The organism is Burkholderia diffusa (assembly GCF_902499115.1).
Classification (GTDB): domain Bacteria; phylum Pseudomonadota; class Gammaproteobacteria; order Burkholderiales; family Burkholderiaceae; genus Burkholderia; species Burkholderia diffusa.
On the sequence record NZ_CABVPN010000026.1, the window covers coordinates 82,790 to 99,753 of the forward strand.

Genomic DNA, 16,964 nt, shown 5'->3' on the forward strand with positions numbered 1-16,964 from the left:
CTCGAACGCACTCGTGAGAATGGTTGCAGGTGGCCGGTCACCGACGTCCTTATCGGGCATCTCCCCGGAAATCCGCGATGAGCAAAAAAAGCCCGGCGAAGCCGGGCCAATCAGATTGAGACACAAGGAGAATCCCGCCCACCCCACACCGGGCGGTCACGCCGCGCTACACGACGTTCTTTTCGACGATCGGCCGGTTTTCGAGCACACGCTCCCAGCCGAGCGACGACAGGTCGAGCGATTCATACCGCCCGCCCAGGATCAGTTCACTCACTCCACGCCCCGTCGCGGGCCCTTGCTGCAGCCCGTGCCCGCTATACCCGTTCGCGAACACCACGTTGTCGAGTTCGGGGTGATATCCGATGATCGCGTTGTGATCGAACACGTTGTACTCGTAGTATCCGGACCAGCAGTTCTCCACGCGCAGCGCTTCGAACTCCGGCACGCGATTGGCGAGCGTCGGCCAGATCACCTCGTCGAACAGGTCGTGATCGACCTCGTCGAGCGGCAGGTCGTCGGGATCGCGATCCGGGCTCGGCGATGTTCCGCAGATGTACGTGCGCCCTTCCGGCCGGAAATACACGCCCGTCGGATCGATCAGCAGCGGGCAATCGGTCAGCTTCGCCGGCGACGACACGTTGAAGATGCTGCGACGCCGCGCATACACGGGGATGTCGATGCCCATCATCGACGACAGCGTGCGCGTCCACGCACCGGCCGCGTTGACGAGCGTGTCGCATGCGTAGCGCTCGCCGTCGTTCGTCATCACGTGCGTGACCTTGCGACCGTCGCGAATGACGCCGGTCACATCGGCCGGAACATACCGCGCGCCCAGTGCTTGCGCCTTCTTGCGCAGCGCCTGCACGAGCCCGTAACCGTCGAACCACCCTTCGCCGCTCACGCCATAGCAGCCCGACACGAGATCGTCGACGTTCAGCCAGGGAAACTTCGCGCGCAGCGCATCGCGATCCATCAGCAGGATATCCGCGCCGAGCTTCGTCTGCAGCGCATGGTTCTCGCGCAGCGTCGCATCGCCCGCCGGCGTCGCGAGAAACAGATAACCGCCTTCGTGCAGATCGATCGACGGCCGCGTACCGTCGACCTCGAGCCGTTCGCCGATCGTGCGCAGGAAGTCGATCCCGAACAGCGACATCTCGATCGACAGCGGCGTCGAGAACTGCTGGCGAATCGACGCGGCCGACAGCGCCGACGACGACCTCGCATAGGTGGGATCGCGTTCGATGACGGTCACGGACACCGTCGGATCGGTAGCACGCAGAAAATAGGCGATCGAGCTGCCGATCACACCACCGCCGACGATGACGACTTGAGAACTCACGACTGACTCCAGTTGCACGTGAAAGGCGCGGCCGGCCGGCCGCGCCGAAGGTTGTTCGTGCCGCGTCGCGCGCGGCGCCGTGCGAGCGGACCACCCGGCGAATCGCCCCGACGTGCGCCGCGACCGCATCCGATCGCTCCGGCTATTTCAGCACGTCCTGCGTCGCCGCGAAAGTCCGCGCGCGTTCGGGTATTCAGTCCGCCGTTTGCGTGGTGACGGGCTGCCACGCGGCGTTCTTCACTTCATACAGCGTCGAGCTCGGGTTCTTCAGGTCACCCGTGTTCGTGAACGCGATCGTGCCGGTGATGCCGTCGTAGCGCGTGCCCTTCAGTGCGCCGTTGAAATCGGCCGGCTTCGTCGAGTTCGCCTTCTGCATCGCGTTGATCGCGATCCACGTCGCGTCGTACGCGAACGGCGCATAAGCGAGCATGTCGACGCCGTACTTCTGCCGGAACTTCGTTTCGAACTGCTTGCCCTTCGCGAGACGCGCGAGCGGCTGCCCGTATTCCCACACGGCCGCGCCTTCGGCCGCGTTGCCGGCGAGCTTGATGAAATTCGCGTTCATCACGCCGCCACCGGCCAGGAACTGCGCGCGGATGCCGAGCTGGCGCATGCGCTTGACCAGCATCGCGGACTGCGCGTCGAGGCCGCCGAAGAACACCAGGTCGGCATTCGTGCTCTTGATCTTCGTGAGCTGCGCGCTGAAGTCGACGGCCTTGTCGTTCGTGAATTCGCGCGCGACGATCGTGCCACCGTTCGCCTTCGCGGCCTTCTCGAACTCGTCCGCTTCGCCCTGGCCGAACGCGGTGCGGTCGTCGATGATCGCGATGCGCTTCGCCTTGGTCACACTCGCCGCATACGAACCGGCGTTGCCGGCGTTCTGCGCGTCGGTCGCGATCACGCGATACACGGTGCCGAGCCCGGCGCGCGTGATGTCCGGATTGGTCGCCGACGGCGTGATCATCGGAATGCCGGCCTTCGCGTAGATCTTCGATGCGGGCAGCGTCGTGCCGGAATTGAAGTGGCCGATCACGACGGCCACCTGCGCGTCGGTCAACTGCTGCGCGGCCTGCACGCCGATGCGCGGATCGCTCTGGTCGTCCTGCGACGCGACGACGAACTTCACCGGCTTGCCGCCGATCGTCGTGTGCGCGGCGTTCGCTTCATCCACGGCCATGCGCACGCCGTTCTCGATGTCCTTGCCGTACGCGGCGCCGCCGCCGGTCAGCGGCACGGCCACGCCGACCTTGACGACCGTCTCCTGCGCGTGGGCCGCGCCCGTCTGGAACGCGAGGATCGCGGCGGTCAGTGCAATACCGGAAAGCGAACGAATGCGGAACGTCATCAGCCAATCCTTCTTCTGTGGGTCGGGATGCGACGCGCGATCATCGCGCGCCGGCGACCTCCCGCGTGCCGGTGATTGTTCTGTCGCCGGCCTGGCGCCGATGGCGCGTCACTTGCCGGTCGATCTTCGCGGTTCCTTCTCCGGGAAACCTGTCGGCGCGAAAGAGGTGAACCGATTGTGGGTAGCCAATACGCGTGCAGCAAACGAAATATCGGAACTACGTTGTGAGGAATTGTCATCAAGTGCCGACGCTACCGACGGCACGCGGCCCGCGCGACGGCGGGCCGGGGAGAAGAAACATCAGCGGCGTGCGCGCATGCCCCGTTGCACCGAGGCTGAGCGGGGGTAATGCCGATGAAGAATCATCACCGAATCAGGCAGCGGCAACGCTCGGCACATCGCGCGATTCGGTCGATGACGCGGGGCCGGTCAATGCCTGTCGGTGCCCGTCTGCTTGCGCACGGCATCGGCCGCCTCGCCGGCCTTCTCCTGGACCTCGCCGGCCTGCTGTTCCGCCACGCCTTCCGCTTCCGTCTCGCGGTCGCCCGTCACCTTGCCGAGCGCTTCCTTGACCGAACCCTTCACTTGTTTGAGTTTGCCTTCGATGCGATTCCTGTCCATGGTCGTCTCCTGCGATGAGTTGGGGAGAGAGAGCCGACGGCACGGCAGCCTGCGCCGCACCGCCGAGTGGACAGGATCGCAGCCGCGCGCCGCGCGCGGCAGATGCGGATGCACCAGCCTGCATGGTGCATTCGCACCGATGGCCCGACGCCTGGCGTCAGTCCTTGCCGCTCGTGCCGCCCTTCTCGCCGCCCTTCTCGCCGCCCTTCTCGGCACCCTTCTCGCCCCGCACGCCGTTCGTGTCGGACGCGCCGACGATCCCCCGCTCGCGCGCCCACACGATCGCCTCGCCGCGGCTATGCACGTCGAGCTTCGCGTAGATCGTCGCGACGTGATTGCGGACCGTGTTCGGCGCGAGCCCGAGGCGAGCGGCGATCTCCTTGTCGGCGAGGCCGTGACACAGCAGGTCGAACACGTCGCGCTCGCGCGCGGTGAGGTCCGACAACTGCGCGCCCGCGTCCGGCGCATTCGCGCGCCGCACGTTCGCCAGTTTTTCGATCAGCGTGCGGCTGAACCACGACGCGTCCTGCATCGCGGTCTCGATCGCATAGACGAGCTCCATCTCGGTGCGCTTGCGGTCGCTGATGTCGAGCAGCGCGATCAGCAGGCAATCCTGCCCGTGAATCGCGACCGGTTCGGCCGACACGACGCAATCGCGCACGTCGCCGTCGCGCGTGCGGATCTGCACGTCCGCGTTGCGCACGTTGCCGTCGCGCGCGAGCTGGCTGTCGATGCGCTGCCGGGCCCCGCGGTCGGCCCACAGCCCGATCTCGTCCGCCGACTTGCCGAGCAGATCGTCGCGCGCATGGCCGGCCATCCCGACGAAGGCATCGTTCACGTCGAGCAGCTCGAAGCGGCCGGCCGTGACGATCGCGGTCGCGACCGGCGCCATCCGGAACGCCTTCGCGAAACGCTCTTCGCTCTGCCGCAGCGCGAGCTCGGCCTGCTTGCGCGGCTCGAGATCCATGAACGTGAACAGCATGCACGCCTCGCCGTTCATGTCGATCGGCTGCCCGGCAACCACCACCGCCTTCGTGCCGCCGTCCGCGCACTTGAGCACGGCCTCCATTTGCGGGATCGTCGCGCCGTCACCCAGCCGCTCGATCGCGAGTTCGCGCCGCTCGGCCTGTTCGAGCACGTCGACTTCGTAGACGGAGCGGCCGAGCACGTCGTCGCGCGCATGGCCCGTCATCTCGAGGAAGCCTTGATTGACCTTCACGTAGCGCAGGTCGTCGAGCCGGCAGATCACGGCCGGCGCCGGGTTCGCGTTGAACGTGCGCTCGAAGCGGTCCTCGGCGCTCGCCCATTCGGTCGCATCGTGCAGCACGAGCGCGAGGCAGTCGGGCTCGCCGGCCGCGTTCGTCAGCACGAGGCTGCGGATGCGGTGGACCCAGCTCACGTTCTCGTCGGCGGCCGATTCGACTTCGACGGTCACGTCGCTGAATTCCTCGCCCGCGATCACGCGATCCATCGGATAGTGGCCGTCGCGCACCGGATGATTGTTCCGGTAGCGAAGCCGGAAGCGCTCGCGATACTCGGTGACGTCCGCGCCGAGCGCGTCGAGCTCGGTGACGCCGTGCATCGCGAGCGCGGCCTCGTTCGCCCACACGATGCGCTGGTCGGGCTCGATCAGGATCACGCCCTCGGCGAGCCCCGCGATGATCTGGTGCAGCTGGCGCCTGTCGGTATGCGACTTCAGCGCCTGTTCGTTTACGCGTTCGTCCATTGATCGGTGGTCCACATGGTCGACATGGTTGACGGGCCGGTCGCCTCCGCGCCAACCTGCGCCGGCTGGCGCGTGCACGCGATGATCGCGTGCGGCCGATGCAATCGACAGGCGCGGATGCACCATGCGCAATAGTACATTCGCACGCCGCTCCGCTTGCGTGCGCTATCCCGCCGAGCTGCGCGCGGCACGACTGGCGCGCCGATCATCCCGCATCGCGCGCATCACGACGCACGTCCCGTTCCCGCTCCTTCGTTCCGTCCCCGTGCAAACGCACTAGCCGATCCGGTGAATTTGCGCGATGTCCGCGTGCATTCGCGCCGGTACGCTGGTAGTGCATCGGCGCCCATGCGCCGCCCTTTCATACCGCAGAGGAGGATCCCCTGATGAAGCTGCATCAGACACCCGATCCGACGCGACCCGAGCCGGCCCCGGACCATCCGCCCGAACCGTCGCCTGGCACCGATCCGCCGGTGCCGCTGCCGCCCGACGTGCCGCGCCCCGACATGCCGCCGCGCGAGCCCGGCTACGACACGCCGATTGCACGGTAACGCACGGCGCGCCTGCGCCGATTCCCATCCACCACGTCAATCGAAGGAGCACATCCATGAACAAGACCTCGAACCTGTCGGCGCTGCTCGCCGTCAGCGCGGCGTTCCTGCTTTGCGCCGCCCCGCTCACGAACGCACAGGCATCGTCGTCGACCGACGACGGCATGAAGGCGGAATCGAACCAGCCCGTCACCGACACGTGGATCACGACCAAGGTGAAGAGCGAACTCGCGACCACGGACGGCGTGAAAAGCGTCCACGTCAACGTGAAGACGGTCGATGGCGTCGTCACGCTGACGGGCGTGCTGCCGTCGAAGACCGCGGTGAAGAAGGCCGTCGCCGTGACGCGCTCGATCAAGGGCGTGAAGCACGTCGACGCATCCGGCCTGAAGGCGAAGGCCTGAACCGTCGCGCGGCCGAGCGTCGCGCTTTTTTCCCCTTATTCCAGGAGCACACGATGAACGAAGACAAGATCAAGGGTCAATGGAAGCAGTTGACCGGCAAGCTGAAGGCCAAGTGGGGCAAGCTGACCGACGACGATCTCGCGGTCGCCGAAGGCAACCGCGACTATCTGGCCGGCAGGATCCAGGAGCGTTACGGGATCGCACGCGACGAAGCCGAGAAGCAGTTGAAGGAGTTCGATCGCGACCTTTGACGCGACGTCGCCTCACCCCGCCGCGATGCGTCCTGCATCGCGGCCACGCGGAGGACCACGACATGGGCAAATATCTGATCGCATGGCTGCTCGGCGTACCGCTCGGCGTGCTGGTGCTGTTCTACCTGGTCACGCACCTGTTCTAACGATCGCGCCGCCCATCCAACGCAAGCGGGCCGGCGGCTTTCAACAGCCGCCGGCCCGTTTGTCTGCGTGCGTGGCGTCTACTTCGCCGCGTTCGCCGTCATCTTGAAGATGCCCTGCGCGTTGCCCGCGTCGAAACGCAGGTCCGTCACCCAGCGGCGCGCCGCCTGGTCGAACGTGCGGCGGCGCGTGATGAACTCGTAGAACGAGCCCGGCACGTTGCGTTTCACGGTCCCGCCGTCGCGCGTGCGGAATTCGCGCTCGACGATGTCCGCGCGATAGGCGGTCTGGAACACGCGGCCCGAACGCGAGCGCTCGACTTCCGGCTTCATCGGCCGGCCCTTCGCCTTCTCGTCATCGGATAGCTTGAACACGTCGGCCACGCGATCGGTCGCATGGTTGAACGCGTTGCCTTCGGTCGCGATCCACGCCATCTCGGCCGATTCGAGCAGCAGCGTCTCGTAGTCGAGTTCGTTCGGCAGGTCGTGCTGGCGCGCGAATGCGCCGACGATCTCCGGCAGCAGCGCATGCGCGGCGTCGAGCGGGAGCCAGCCTTCACGCTCGATCTCCCACAGCAGCGCGACGGACGCCGGCGACAGCGGATCGCGCGACGAGCTCACGACATTCGTCACGGCCTGCTGAAATTCCCTGGAAAAGCGCTCCGGATGCAGTTCGCTGACGAAGAACTGCGCAATCTCGTCCGGTGCGTCTTCATGCGCATACGCGCGACCGGTCATGCCGAGCTTGTCGAGCGGATAACGGCCGTTCAGGCGGAAGCCGAGCGGACGCAGGATGCGCGTGAACGCGGCTTCGCCCGGCGGCAGCGCGCCCGTGTGCGGCCAGCGCACCGTTCGCAGCGCGCCGTGGTCGAAGTAGACCGAGCCGCCGTTTTCGATCGCATCGGCCGTGTACGCGCGGCCGTTCGCCGAACGTTCGAGCAGCCCTTCGAACAGCGCCATGTTCATCGCCTGCGCGATTTCCGCGCGCGTGACGACGTCGGTTTCCCATTCGTCGAGGATGGCCGGCATGTTCAGGGTCGCGAACAGGGCGTCGGTCTTCGCCTGTCCCAGCAGCTTCGTCAGCAGGCTCTCGATATTCGGATTGCGCATCAGGATTCTCGTGTTTCGGGGGACCGCCGGCAAGCGTGCCGGCAACTCGATTGGCCGGCCGCCCAGCGGGCGCCTGGCCTTGCGTGGGATGCATTATTCAAAGGGTTGCAGCGGGGCGTAAAGCGAGATTAAATTGAGACGTGATGAGTTTTTGGAATTATCGGCCGTCTCCGCACTCGTCCTCCGGCCCGCCGCGGGCGGGTCCGTTCGTCAGACAAAACGAGCATCATGCGCAAATTCAAGATCCCCAACATGGGTGCGCTCGTGGCTTTCGAAGCCGCGGCGCGCCACGAGAGCTTCACGCACGCGGCCAAGGAACTGTTCCTGACCGAAAGCGCGGTATCGCGGCAGATCGCGACGCTCGAGGCAAGCCTCGGCGTGCGGCTGTTCGCGCGCGTGAAACAGCGCGTCGTGCTGACGCGCGCCGGCAAACTGTACGGCACGCAGGTGCGGCGCGCGCTGGAGGCGCTCGATCGCGACACGCTGTCGATCATCGCGCACGGCAGCGGCGGCGGCTACCTGGAGCTCGCGGTGCTGCCGACCTTCGCGTCGCACTGGCTGATCCCGCGCATCAAGAGCTTCTATGACCGCACGCCGGACGTGCGCGTGAACATGGGCAGCCGCACCGACCTGTTCTCGTTCGAGGACACGCACTTCGAAGCCGCGATCCACTACGGCAAGCCGACCTGGCCCGGCACGTCGTCCGATTACCTGTTCGGCGAGGAAGTCGTGCCGATCTGCTCGCCCGCGCTACTCGACGGGCCGGTCGAACGCGTGGAGGATATGCTCGCCTATCCGCTGCTGCACTCGACCACGCGTCCCGGCGCCTGGGCGCAATGGTTCGAGACGCACGGCATCGAGGACATCCGCACGATGCAGGGCGTGCGCTACGAGTTGCACACGATGCTGATCAGCGCGGCCGCGGCCGGGCTCGGGATCGCGCTGGTGCCGAAGTTCTTCGTCGAGGAGCAGTTGCAGCAGCTCGGCCTCGTCGTGCCGTGCGACGCGGCCACGGTTGGCGATTCGGCGTACTACCTCGTTTATCCGACGGAGCTCAGTCACAGCAAGCCGCTGGAGTCGTTTCGTGCATGGTTGCTGGAGCAGGCGAGCGCGTATGCGGCGCCGGGGCGGGACGAGAACGAAATGGAGGACGATGAAGACGACGAGGACGTCGAATAACGCGAGGCATCGCGAGGTCGGGCGACGCGGGTGGCCGGCTGCGAAAGTCCGGTGCGCGCCGGGCGGGCAACCCCGACCCGGCGCTCCGGGCAGCCGACCTCGCTTCGGCAGCGCGGCGGACCTTCTCTCATTTCTTCACTGCGTGTGTTTTCTCTCAGGTTCCGGGGCAATTTTTGCTTCGCCGCGCCGGGCCATTATCCGCCCAATCCGGCCGAAGTGAAACGTTTGCGCATGCACCAGGCGACTTATACCCGCCATTCGGACACATTCCTTCAAATAGCTTACGCATCGTGCGATCGCGTTCGGCAAATCTTGCAATCGGTTCGGCGTTCCTTTTAAATGGAACTGGTTCCAGTCCGCGTTTCGGCCATGCCGCCGCGTGACGCCGCTTCGTCCGCGCGTCATGATGCCGATTCAGGTTCGAGGATCGTTCAGCTCAGGATTCCGCATCGCCCGTCCTTCCCGGACACCCCGTCAAACGAGACCGTCATGCCCGATTCCGCCTCCCTGCAGCAGCTGTTTCCCGCCTATCAAGACATCCCCGCCGAGTTCCGGCTCGCCGCGCCGATCCACCAGCGCGTGTCGCTGGTCGACGGCGAGTTGCGCCCGTGGGACGGCGCGACCAAGACCGTGCTGTCGCCCGTGTGCGTGCGACAGCCGGACGGCAGCGTCGCGCAGATGGAGATCGGCAGTTATCCGGTGATGAGCGAGACGGAAAGCGATGCGGCGCTCGACGCCGCGGTGCGCGCGTACGACTCGGGCCGCGGCGAGTGGCCGACGATGAAGGTCGAGCAGCGCATCGCGTGCATGCAGGACTTCATCAAGCGGATGGTCGCGCAGCGCGAGCTGGTCGTGAACCTGATCATGTGGGAGATCGGCAAGAGCCTCGCCGATTCGCAGAAGGAGTTCGACCGCACCGTCACGTACATGACGCAGACGATCGACGCGCTGAAGGAGCTCGACAACGCGAACTCGCGCTTCGTGATCGCGGAAGGCACGATCGGCCAGATCCGCCGCACGCCGCTCGGCGTCGTGCTGTGCATGGGGCCGTACAACTATCCGCTGAACGAGACCTTCGCGACGCTGATCCCCGCGCTGCTGATGGGCAACACCGTGGTATTCAAGCCGCCGCAGTACGGCACGCTGCTGTTCGAGCCGCTGCTCGAGGCGTTCCGCGACGCGTTCCCGAAAGGCGTGATCAATACGATCTACGCGCCGGGCGCGGTGGTCGTGCCGCACATGCTCGCGTCGGGCAAGATCAACGTGCTCGCGCTGATCGGCTCGAGCAAGGTCGCCGATCACCTGAAGAAGCAGCATCCGAAGTCGCACCGCCTGCGCGCGATCCTCGGCCTCGATGCGAAGAACGCGGCGATCGTGCTGCCCGACGCCGATCTCGATCTCACCGTGAAGGAGTGCCTGCTCGGCGCGCTGTCGTTCAATGGCCAGCGCTGTACCGCGCTGAAGATGCTGCTCGTGCATCGTTCGATCGTCGACGAATTCCTGAAGCGCTTCACCGCCGCGCTCGAGCAGCTGAAGATCGGCATGCCGTGGGAAAAAGGCGTCAGCATCACGCCGCTGCCGGGCATGCATCGCACCGCGTACATGACCGACGCGATCGACGACGCGAAGGCCAGGGGCGCGCAGGTCGTCAACCATTCGGGCGGCGAATTCAGCAAGACGCTGTTCTACCCGGCCGTCGTGTATCCGGTGTCCGAAGGGATGAAGCTGTATCGCGAGGAACAGTTCGGGCCGATCATTCCGGTCGCGCCGTTCGACGACGTGGAAACCGCGCTCGACTACGTGACGACGTCGGAGCACGGCCAGCAGGTCAGCATCTTCGGTTCCGATCCGGCGCAGATCGGCGCGCTCGTCGATCCGCTCGTCAACCAGGTGTGCCGCGTGAACATCAACTGCCAGTGCCAGCGCGGGCCGGACGTGTTCCCGTTCGCGGGGCGCAAGGATTCGGCGGAAGGCACGCTGTCGGTGACCGACGCGCTGCGTGCGTTCTCGATCCGCTCGATGGTCGCGGCGAAGCAGACCGACGGCAGCAAGCAGCTGCTCGATTCGATCGTGTCGGATCACTACTCGAAGTTCATCAACACGGGCTTCATTTTCTGAATCTGAAGCGCCGAAGCCGATCCGCCGCGTGTTCGCGCGGCGGATCGTTCGTCTGGCTGGACGCGTGCGGGTTGTCCGTTCACACGTTCGACGCCAGCAACCGGATCCCCGCCACGCCGAACACCACGGCAAGACACGCTTCCATCGCGCGGCGTCCGCGCACGTACAGCCGGCGTGCACCGTCCGTCGAGAACACCAGCGCATAGCCGCCGAACACCAGGCATCCAATCGCGATGCAGCCCGGCACGACGGCGCCGTGCGACGCGCCCGCGCCGTTCGACGACAGCGCGACGATCGACACCCACACCAGGATCGCTTTCGGATTCGTCAGATGCAGCATCGCGCCGCGTGCGTAGAAGCGCGACAGCTTCCGATCGGCCGTCGCCTTCGGCGTGGCGGCCGCCTTGGCCGACCACGCGGTGCGGCCCGACTTGAACGCGAGCCACAGCAGGTACACGCCGCCGAACAGCTTGATCGCGACCAGCAACTGCGACCAGGCGAGCAGCGCGGCCGACACGCCCAGCGCGGCCACCGCCGCCCAGAACATCGAGCCCGAGATGACGCCGAGCGCGAACGCGAGCGCCGCCTTGCGGCCGTGGTTCGCGGCGACCGACATGATCGCGAGATTGCTCGGGCCGGGGCTGACCGTACCGACGAAATAGGCCGTGTAGGCCAGCAGCAGATTCGCCGAGAAGAAGGCGTGGGCGCTCATGTCGAACCTCGCGGAGATGATGCGATGATTGTTCGCAAACACGACGCGGCTGCCCATGGACAGTTGTCCGGTTATTCGCTGGGCCAGTTGGGCGCCGCGCGTCCACAGGTTGCGCATGCATCCGGCGGGCCGCGAACGAGACGTCTCGGATATGAAACATCCGGCGCATCCATCGTGCGCTTTCATCGTGAGGCGGGTGACGCCGCGGCTCGCCGCGCGAGAGCGTCCCGACCTCGTGCCGACGCCGGGAGCGGCACCGGCACGCGCGAGACACGACATTCCCCGATTCGTCGACCGAAACACACGGCCGGTTTCAGCCCGGCGTTACGTTACATCGCTGAAGCATTTCATTCATCCGGCCCCTGTCGCGCTGCCGCTCGCGCTCGCGCGCAGCGTATGGATTCCCTTCTCGATTTTCCGTGCAAGCCAGTATCGGCGGGACGCGACGACCGCTGCCGCGCCCGGCGTCAACATTGCTCAACACTTGGATCGCGGGGCTGGTACGGAACGTGCATTCCCGTCGGATGACAGTCGCGCCACCGATCGGCGCGGACATGAACCCGGATCGGGACCCTCCATCGGACACGCCCGAACGATCCACGCAAGTTACGAGGCTCTTCATGGATGCGCTGCCCAACTCATCCGATACGTCGTTCCAGATCTTTCTCGCGAAACTGCTCGACCAGCCGCAGCCCGAGTGGACGGAAAAACAGCAGATGGAACTCGAGATGGCACGCACGCTGTCGACCCAGATGGTCCACTTCGCCGAAGGCATGCGCGGCGGCAACGCGGATCTCGCGCGCTGCCTCGTGCTGCTGCGCTACGCGAAGGTCCTCGACTTCATGCTGACGTCGCTCGCCGCGCACCGCGACATTCATCCGCAGACGCTGCGCACGCTGTTCCGGCTCGCGAACCTGAAGGTCGACGATGCGTATCCGGTGTGAGCGGGCATCGGGCAGTCCAACGCGGCGCCTTCGCGGCTAGCGCGCCGCCCGCCCGGCCATCCACTTGCGGTAACGCCGCGTCTGGCACTGCGCGGCGAGTTGCTGCGCCACCAGCGCGCGCAGCGGCGACACGCCCGGGTGCGTGCGCCGCCCGACACTCAACCTCGCGAGCTGGAACTTCACGACGGCCATGTTGGCCAGCGCACCCAGTGCCTTGTTCTTCCAGCGGATCGGCTGCAGCGCCGGCGCGCTGTCCTTGCCGGCCTGCCAGTCGCGCGGCAGGTTCGGCTCGATCGACAGCGCGGTCGCGATGCCGACCATCGCCACGCCGCTGGCGACCACCTGCTCGGCCACCGCGCGGCGCCGGATTCCGCCCGTGACCATCAGCGGCATGGCCGCGACGGCCGTGATGTCCCGTGCGAATTCGAGGAAATACGCTTCGCGGGCCAGCGTGCGCCCGTCGCGCGCCTCGCCCTGCATCGCCGGCACTTCGTAGCTGCCGCCCGACAGCTCGACGAGATCGACGCCGAGCGGATTCAACAGTTCGACGACGCGCTTCGCATCGTCCGCGCTGAAGCCGCCGCGCTGGAAGTCGGCCGAATTCAGCTTGACCGACACGACGAACGCCGGCGACACCGTCGCGCGCACGTCGCGCACGATGTCGAGCAGCAGCCGCGCGCGGTGCTCGATGCTGCCGCCCCACGCGTCCTGCCGGCGGTTCGTCAGCGGCGACAGGAACTGGCTCAGCAGATAACCATGCGCCGCATGGATCTGCACGCCGGTGAAGCCGCTTTGCTCGGCGAGCTGCGCGGCGCGCACGAAGCGCTGCCGCACGTCGACGATGTCGGCTTCCGTCATCTCCTTCGGCACCGGGAACTGCTTCGACAGTGCGCCGAGCGCGAGCGGCACGGCCGACGGCGCGAGCGTCGTCTGGCCGAGCGCCGCCTGCATCTGGCGCCCCGGATGGTTGATCTGCATCCACACGTGCGCGCCGCCGGAGCGCGCGACCTGCGCCCACCGCCGAAAGCGGTCGAGATGCGCGTCGCTGTCGAGCACGACGCCGTTCGGCCCCGTCATCGCGCGGCCGTCCACCATCACGTTGCCGGTCAGGATCAGGCCCGCCCGGCCGTCCGCCCACGCCTGGTACAGGCGCAGCAACGCGTCGGACGGCGCGTGGTCCGCATCGGCCATGTTCTCTTCCATCGCGGCCTTGGCGAGCCGGTTCGGGATCACCGCGCCATTGGGCAGTGTGAGGGGCGCAAACAGGTTCATGGTGAACATCCTCGATTGACGATGCCCAACCATAACTTTAAAGTCAGCTTCAAGGTCAAGCCCCCCCCCCCCTGGAGCACAAAGATGAAGATCGGCGAACTGGCGCGAACCAGCGGCATCGCGGCATCGCGCATCCGGTTCTACGAAGCGAGCGGCTTGCTCGAGCCGGCGCGCCGGCAGGCGAACGGCTATCGGGAATACGGGCCGGAAGCGCTGACGCGGCTCGCGATCATCGACCGCGCGCAGCGCGCGGGCTTCGCGCTCGACGAGATCCGCGCGGTGCTGCCGCCCGATCTCGGCGCGTGGCCGCGCGACGAACTGCTGCAGGCGTTGCGGAACAAGGTCGACGAAATCGCGCTGCTCGAACAGCGGCTCGCGCAGAACCGGCGCAACCTGCAGGCGCTGATCGACGAGATCGCGAACAAGCCCGCCGGCGAGGACTGCGCGGGCGCCGCGCAACGCATGCTCGACAAGCTGTGCAAGGAAGCCGCCGAGTCGGAGCCGGAACCTGTGCCGCACCCGCGGCCGATCCGCAAGCACGCGTGAGTGCGTCGCGCGCCCGATGTCCGTGACGTGCCGCACGCGGTGTGCGGCACGCGACACGCGACACGCGACACGCGGTATGCAGTATGCGCGGCCCACGCGCGGCCGGCATCGCGCACGGCCACATGAATGTGCTTACGTCGCAGGTAATCGACGCGCGCCGCCCGCGCGCCGATCATGGCTTCACCGATCGACGCATCGCGTCGACGCCACGGAGCCCGCCATGACCGCCTACGCCATCGCCCACCTGCACGACGTTGAAATGTGCGACGACATCGTCGAATACCTCGAACGCATCGACGGCACGCTCGCGCCGTTCGACGGTCATTTCGTGATTCACGGCGCGCGGCCCGACGTGCGCGAAGGCGTGTGGCGCGGCGACCTGATCGCGATCGCGTTTCCCGATCTCGATACAGCGCGCACGTGGTACGAATCGGATGCTTACCGGCAGATCCAGCCGCTGCGCGCGCGGCACGCGAGCGGCCCGTTGATCCTGATCGACGGCATGGACGAACGGCACAAGGCGACGGACATCCTGCGCTGATCCGCGACGCCGGCGGCGCCTGCGATCCTTACTTCGCGTTGCGCTCCATCGGCTCGCCCACGACGAACCCGCCGCCCTGGAACCGCTGCGCGGGATCGTCGTAGTCGGCGGTCGGCGCCGTCACCGGGAACAACCCGGCGAACTGCTCGGAGCTGTCGCGCGGGCGGAAGCCGAGGAAGCCGGCCTTCGTGTTGTCCCACCATTTCACCGGGTTGTCCGACGCGCCGTACACGATCGCATGGCCGACGCGGTTCGTCAGCAGCGAACAGCGCACCAGCTCGATGAAGTCTCGATAGCTGAGGAACGTCACGAGCATGCGCGGATTCTTCGGCACTTCGAACGACGAACCGATCCGCAGGCACACCGTCTCGATCCCGAAGCGATCGAAGTAGTAGCGCGACAGCGATTCGCCGAAGCACTTCGTCACGCCATACAGGCTGTCGGGGCGCAGCGGCGAATCGGCGTCGAGCACTTCCGTGACCGGATGAAAACCGATCGCATGGTTCGAGCTCGCGAACACGACGCGCTTCACACCATGCTTGCGCGCGGCTTCGTACAGGTTGTACGTGCCGGTGATGTTCGCATCGACGAGATCGTCGAACGGCGCGTCGACCGAAATGCCGCCGAGGTGGACGATCGCGTCGACACCGTCGACGAGCGCCATCACCGCCGGCCGGTCCGCCAGATCGACGACCCGGATTTCCTCGTGCGGGGCCGCATCGTCCAGCGCGGCGATGTCGCTCACGCGCACGATGTCGGCCCAGCTCGCCAGCGCGCCGCGCACCTGACGGCCAAGGTTGCCGGCCGCGCCGGTCAGCAGCAGGCGCCCGAACGGCTTGCGTGCGCCGGTGGATGTGGCGTTCATCGAATCTCCTTGAATCTGTTCTGAAGTGTCCTGGACGTCGTCCGAACCCGACGGAATCGGAAAACGTTTTCCAACTATACGCGGGACAAAAGCCGAACGTCAATGGTCGAATCTGCCCGCAGCCATCCGCACTTTCCCGATATCGGTCGGTGGCCGGACGCCGGCTTTTTCTGCCACAATCCGGTGCAATCGAACGAAAACGTTACCCTTCCGATGAAAAAAGTTTCCCCGACGATCCGCGACGTGGCGGCGGAAGCCGGTGTGTCGGTCGCGACGGTATCCAAGTACGTAAACGGCACGCAACGCTTTTCGCCAACCGTCGAAGCGCGGCTCAAGGAAGCGATCGAGCGGCTCGGCTACCGTTCGAACCCGCTCGCGCGCTCGATGATCACCGGGCGCACGCGCACCATCGGCCTCGTGATCCTCGACATCAGCAACCCGCACTTCACGAACGTCGTCAAGGGCGCGAACCGCGTCGCGCTCCAGCACGACTACACGCTGCTGCTCGTCGATACCGAAGAGAACCAGGCGCGCGAACGCTCGCTGATCGAGGCGCTCGCGCAGCGCGTCGACGGGCTGATCGTCAGCACGCGGATGCCCGACGACCAGGCCGGCTGGATGCTCGACCTGCACAAGCCGCTCGTGCTGCTCAGGCGCAGCCCCGGCCTGCCGATTCCGAGCGTCGGCATCGACAACCGGCTCGCGACCTACATGCTCGCGCGCCACCTGCTCAATCTCGGCCATACGCGCATCGCGTACCTCGGTTTCGGCCCCGCGCGCGTCAACGACGAACGGATCCAGGGCGCGCGCGACTGTCTCGCCGAAGCGGGGCTCACGCTCGACGTGCACGATGCGCATGCGCCGACCGCCGAAGCCGGCGAGCGCGCATGCTCGCGCGTGATGCTCGGCCCGAACCGTCCGCAAGCCGTGATCTGCTACAACGACCTGATCGCGCTCGGCTTCATGAAGGAAGCCGCGTCGCTCGGGTTCCGGCTGCCGCAGGACGTGTCCGTCGCCGGCGTCGACAACGTGCCGTACGGCGAATACGCGGCACCCGCGCTCACCACCATCGATATCCAGAGCGAGAACATGGGCGAGCTCGCGATGCAGAAACTGATCGACGCGCTCGCCGGGCGCACCGACGCCAGCTATTCGACGTTCGAGCCGCGACTGATCATGCGTGCATCGACGGCCGCGGCCGGTTGAATTGCGCGGTCGAGTCCGCCGCCTGCTGACGCTTCGTCGTCACTGCGCCGCTGTGCATCGCAAATAAAAACGCGCCGCCTCCGGGCGGCGC

Annotated in this window: 18 protein-coding genes; 10 read left to right on the forward strand and 8 right to left on the reverse strand. The window is 66.5% G+C overall.

All coding sequences use genetic code 11. From position 1 onward, the window contains the following. Window positions 1–166: 166 nt before the first annotated feature. From BTE28158_RS24600 to BTE28158_RS24615, 4 genes are all read right to left on the reverse strand, one after another. Entirely contained in the window at window positions 167–1,339 is a 1,173-nt protein-coding gene (locus BTE28158_RS24600) for an NAD(P)/FAD-dependent oxidoreductase (RefSeq protein ID WP_151048247.1), read from the reverse strand. Between the two features lie 193 nt (window positions 1,340–1,532). After that, entirely contained in the window at window positions 1,533–2,684 is a 1,152-nt protein-coding gene (locus tag BTE28158_RS24605; protein WP_151048249.1) for a branched-chain amino acid ABC transporter substrate-binding protein, read from the reverse strand. A gap of 429 nt (window positions 2,685–3,113) precedes the next feature. Continuing rightward, window positions 3,114–3,305, reverse strand: coding sequence for a CsbD family protein (locus BTE28158_RS24610; RefSeq protein WP_059601065.1), 192 nt, complete (start codon window positions 3,303–3,305; stop codon window positions 3,114–3,116). 157 nt (window positions 3,306–3,462) lie between these two features. Further along, window positions 3,463–5,031: a helix-turn-helix transcriptional regulator gene (locus BTE28158_RS24615; RefSeq protein WP_151048251.1), complete on the reverse strand. Its 1,569-nt coding sequence runs from the start codon at window positions 5,029–5,031 to the stop codon at window positions 3,463–3,465. Window positions 5,032–5,417: 386 nt separating this feature from the next. Here BTE28158_RS24615 and BTE28158_RS24620 point away from each other — a divergent pair, with 386 nt between their 5' ends. From BTE28158_RS24620 to BTE28158_RS24635, 4 genes are read left to right on the forward strand one after another with little or no spacing between them, the layout of a single operon-like run. Then, the gene (locus tag BTE28158_RS24620; RefSeq protein ID WP_162840554.1) at window positions 5,418–5,582 is read left to right on the forward strand and encodes a hypothetical protein; all 165 of its coding nucleotides are present in this window, start codon (window positions 5,418–5,420) and stop codon (window positions 5,580–5,582) included. Window positions 5,583–5,638: 56 nt separating this feature from the next. Further along, window positions 5,639–5,986 (forward strand): BON domain-containing protein, encoded by a 348-nt coding sequence (locus BTE28158_RS24625; protein ID WP_124620670.1) that lies wholly within the window; start codon window positions 5,639–5,641, stop codon window positions 5,984–5,986. Window positions 5,987–6,039: 53 nt separating this feature from the next. After that, window positions 6,040–6,237 carry a CsbD family protein gene (locus BTE28158_RS24630; RefSeq protein WP_059601059.1) on the forward strand — a complete coding sequence of 66 codons (198 nt, stop codon included), beginning with the start codon at window positions 6,040–6,042 and terminating at the stop codon, window positions 6,235–6,237. Then, entirely contained in the window at window positions 6,234–6,383 is a 150-nt protein-coding gene (locus tag BTE28158_RS24635) for a hypothetical protein (protein WP_156429781.1), read from the forward strand. The genes BTE28158_RS24630 and BTE28158_RS24635 overlap by 4 nt, the downstream gene beginning before the upstream one ends. 78 nt (window positions 6,384–6,461) lie before the next feature. Here BTE28158_RS24635 and BTE28158_RS24640 read toward each other — a convergent pair whose 3' ends face one another. Then, window positions 6,462–7,490, reverse strand: a complete 1,029-nt coding sequence (locus tag BTE28158_RS24640) for a DUF1338 domain-containing protein (protein WP_059601056.1) — start codon at window positions 7,488–7,490, stop codon at window positions 6,462–6,464. Window positions 7,491–7,718: 228 nt separating this feature from the next. Between BTE28158_RS24640 and BTE28158_RS24645 the strand changes: the two genes are divergently transcribed. Then, on the forward strand, window positions 7,719–8,669 hold the full coding sequence (locus BTE28158_RS24645; protein ID WP_151048253.1) for a LysR family transcriptional regulator: 951 nt from the start codon (window positions 7,719–7,721) through the stop codon (window positions 8,667–8,669). A gap of 489 nt (window positions 8,670–9,158) precedes the next feature. Next, the gene (locus tag BTE28158_RS24650) at window positions 9,159–10,787 is read left to right on the forward strand and encodes an NADP-dependent glyceraldehyde-3-phosphate dehydrogenase (RefSeq protein ID WP_124620667.1); all 1,629 of its coding nucleotides are present in this window, start codon (window positions 9,159–9,161) and stop codon (window positions 10,785–10,787) included. Window positions 10,788–10,866: 79 nt separating this feature from the next. Here the strand turns inward: BTE28158_RS24650 and BTE28158_RS24655 are convergent, their stop codons facing one another. After that, complete coding sequence (locus tag BTE28158_RS24655) at window positions 10,867–11,499, reverse strand: LysE family translocator (RefSeq protein WP_151048255.1); 633 nt, start codon at window positions 11,497–11,499, stop codon at window positions 10,867–10,869. Between the two features lie 620 nt (window positions 11,500–12,119). Between BTE28158_RS24655 and BTE28158_RS24660 the strand changes: the two genes are divergently transcribed. After that, a complete protein-coding gene (locus tag BTE28158_RS24660; protein ID WP_059601050.1) occupies window positions 12,120–12,443 on the forward strand; it encodes a hypothetical protein in 324 nt (107 codons plus the stop codon). Window positions 12,444–12,479: 36 nt separating this feature from the next. On the opposite strand, the gene BTE28158_RS24665 is transcribed toward BTE28158_RS24660, so the two are convergent. Beyond that, window positions 12,480–13,715 (reverse strand): NADH:flavin oxidoreductase/NADH oxidase family protein, encoded by a 1,236-nt coding sequence (locus tag BTE28158_RS24665; protein WP_151048257.1) that lies wholly within the window; start codon window positions 13,713–13,715, stop codon window positions 12,480–12,482. Between the two features lie 84 nt (window positions 13,716–13,799). Between BTE28158_RS24665 and BTE28158_RS24670 the strand changes: the two genes are divergently transcribed. After that, window positions 13,800–14,261, forward strand: coding sequence for a MerR family transcriptional regulator (locus tag BTE28158_RS24670; protein ID WP_151048259.1), 462 nt, complete (start codon window positions 13,800–13,802; stop codon window positions 14,259–14,261). A gap of 220 nt (window positions 14,262–14,481) precedes the next feature. Further along, window positions 14,482–14,802, forward strand: a complete 321-nt coding sequence (locus tag BTE28158_RS24675; protein WP_151048261.1) for a DUF1330 domain-containing protein — start codon at window positions 14,482–14,484, stop codon at window positions 14,800–14,802. Between the two features lie 28 nt (window positions 14,803–14,830). Here BTE28158_RS24675 and BTE28158_RS24680 read toward each other — a convergent pair whose 3' ends face one another. Further along, entirely contained in the window at window positions 14,831–15,667 is an 837-nt protein-coding gene (locus BTE28158_RS24680; protein ID WP_059681075.1) for an NAD-dependent epimerase/dehydratase family protein, read from the reverse strand. Between the two features lie 102 nt (window positions 15,668–15,769). Here BTE28158_RS24680 and BTE28158_RS24685 point away from each other — a divergent pair, with 102 nt between their 5' ends. Next, window positions 15,770–16,873: a LacI family DNA-binding transcriptional regulator gene (locus BTE28158_RS24685; protein WP_124620660.1), complete on the forward strand. Its 1,104-nt coding sequence runs from the start codon at window positions 15,770–15,772 to the stop codon at window positions 16,871–16,873. Window positions 16,874–16,964 lie beyond the last annotated feature (91 nt).

What these genes read in the sequence shown, in the direction of transcription:
- BTE28158_RS24605 (WP_151048249.1), bottom strand. Translation starts at nt 2,684, where the DNA reads ATGACGTTCCGCATTCGTTCGCTTTCCGGTATTGCACTGACCGCCGCG.
- BTE28158_RS24610 (WP_059601065.1), bottom strand. Translation starts at nt 3,305, where the DNA reads ATGGACAGGAATCGCATCGAAGGCAAACTCAAACAAGTGAAGGGTTCG.
- BTE28158_RS24615 (WP_151048251.1), bottom strand. Translation starts at nt 5,031, where the DNA reads ATGGACGAACGCGTAAACGAACAGGCGCTGAAGTCGCATACCGACAGG.
- BTE28158_RS24620 (WP_162840554.1), top strand. Translation starts at nt 5,418, where the DNA reads ATGAAGCTGCATCAGACACCCGATCCGACGCGACCCGAGCCGGCCCCG.
- BTE28158_RS24625 (WP_124620670.1), top strand. Translation starts at nt 5,639, where the DNA reads ATGAACAAGACCTCGAACCTGTCGGCGCTGCTCGCCGTCAGCGCGGCG.
- BTE28158_RS24630 (WP_059601059.1), top strand. Translation starts at nt 6,040, where the DNA reads ATGAACGAAGACAAGATCAAGGGTCAATGGAAGCAGTTGACCGGCAAG.
- BTE28158_RS24640 (WP_059601056.1), bottom strand. Translation starts at nt 7,490, where the DNA reads ATGCGCAATCCGAATATCGAGAGCCTGCTGACGAAGCTGCTGGGACAG.
- BTE28158_RS24645 (WP_151048253.1), top strand. Translation starts at nt 7,719, where the DNA reads ATGCGCAAATTCAAGATCCCCAACATGGGTGCGCTCGTGGCTTTCGAA.
- BTE28158_RS24650 (WP_124620667.1), top strand. Translation starts at nt 9,159, where the DNA reads ATGCCCGATTCCGCCTCCCTGCAGCAGCTGTTTCCCGCCTATCAAGAC.
- BTE28158_RS24655 (WP_151048255.1), bottom strand. Translation starts at nt 11,499, where the DNA reads ATGAGCGCCCACGCCTTCTTCTCGGCGAATCTGCTGCTGGCCTACACG.
- BTE28158_RS24660 (WP_059601050.1), top strand. Translation starts at nt 12,120, where the DNA reads ATGGATGCGCTGCCCAACTCATCCGATACGTCGTTCCAGATCTTTCTC.
- BTE28158_RS24665 (WP_151048257.1), bottom strand. Translation starts at nt 13,715, where the DNA reads ATGAACCTGTTTGCGCCCCTCACACTGCCCAATGGCGCGGTGATCCCG.
- BTE28158_RS24670 (WP_151048259.1), top strand. Translation starts at nt 13,800, where the DNA reads ATGAAGATCGGCGAACTGGCGCGAACCAGCGGCATCGCGGCATCGCGC.
- BTE28158_RS24675 (WP_151048261.1), top strand. Translation starts at nt 14,482, where the DNA reads ATGACCGCCTACGCCATCGCCCACCTGCACGACGTTGAAATGTGCGAC.
- BTE28158_RS24680 (WP_059681075.1), bottom strand. Translation starts at nt 15,667, where the DNA reads ATGAACGCCACATCCACCGGCGCACGCAAGCCGTTCGGGCGCCTGCTG.
- BTE28158_RS24685 (WP_124620660.1), top strand. Translation starts at nt 15,770, where the DNA reads ATGGTCGAATCTGCCCGCAGCCATCCGCACTTTCCCGATATCGGTCGG.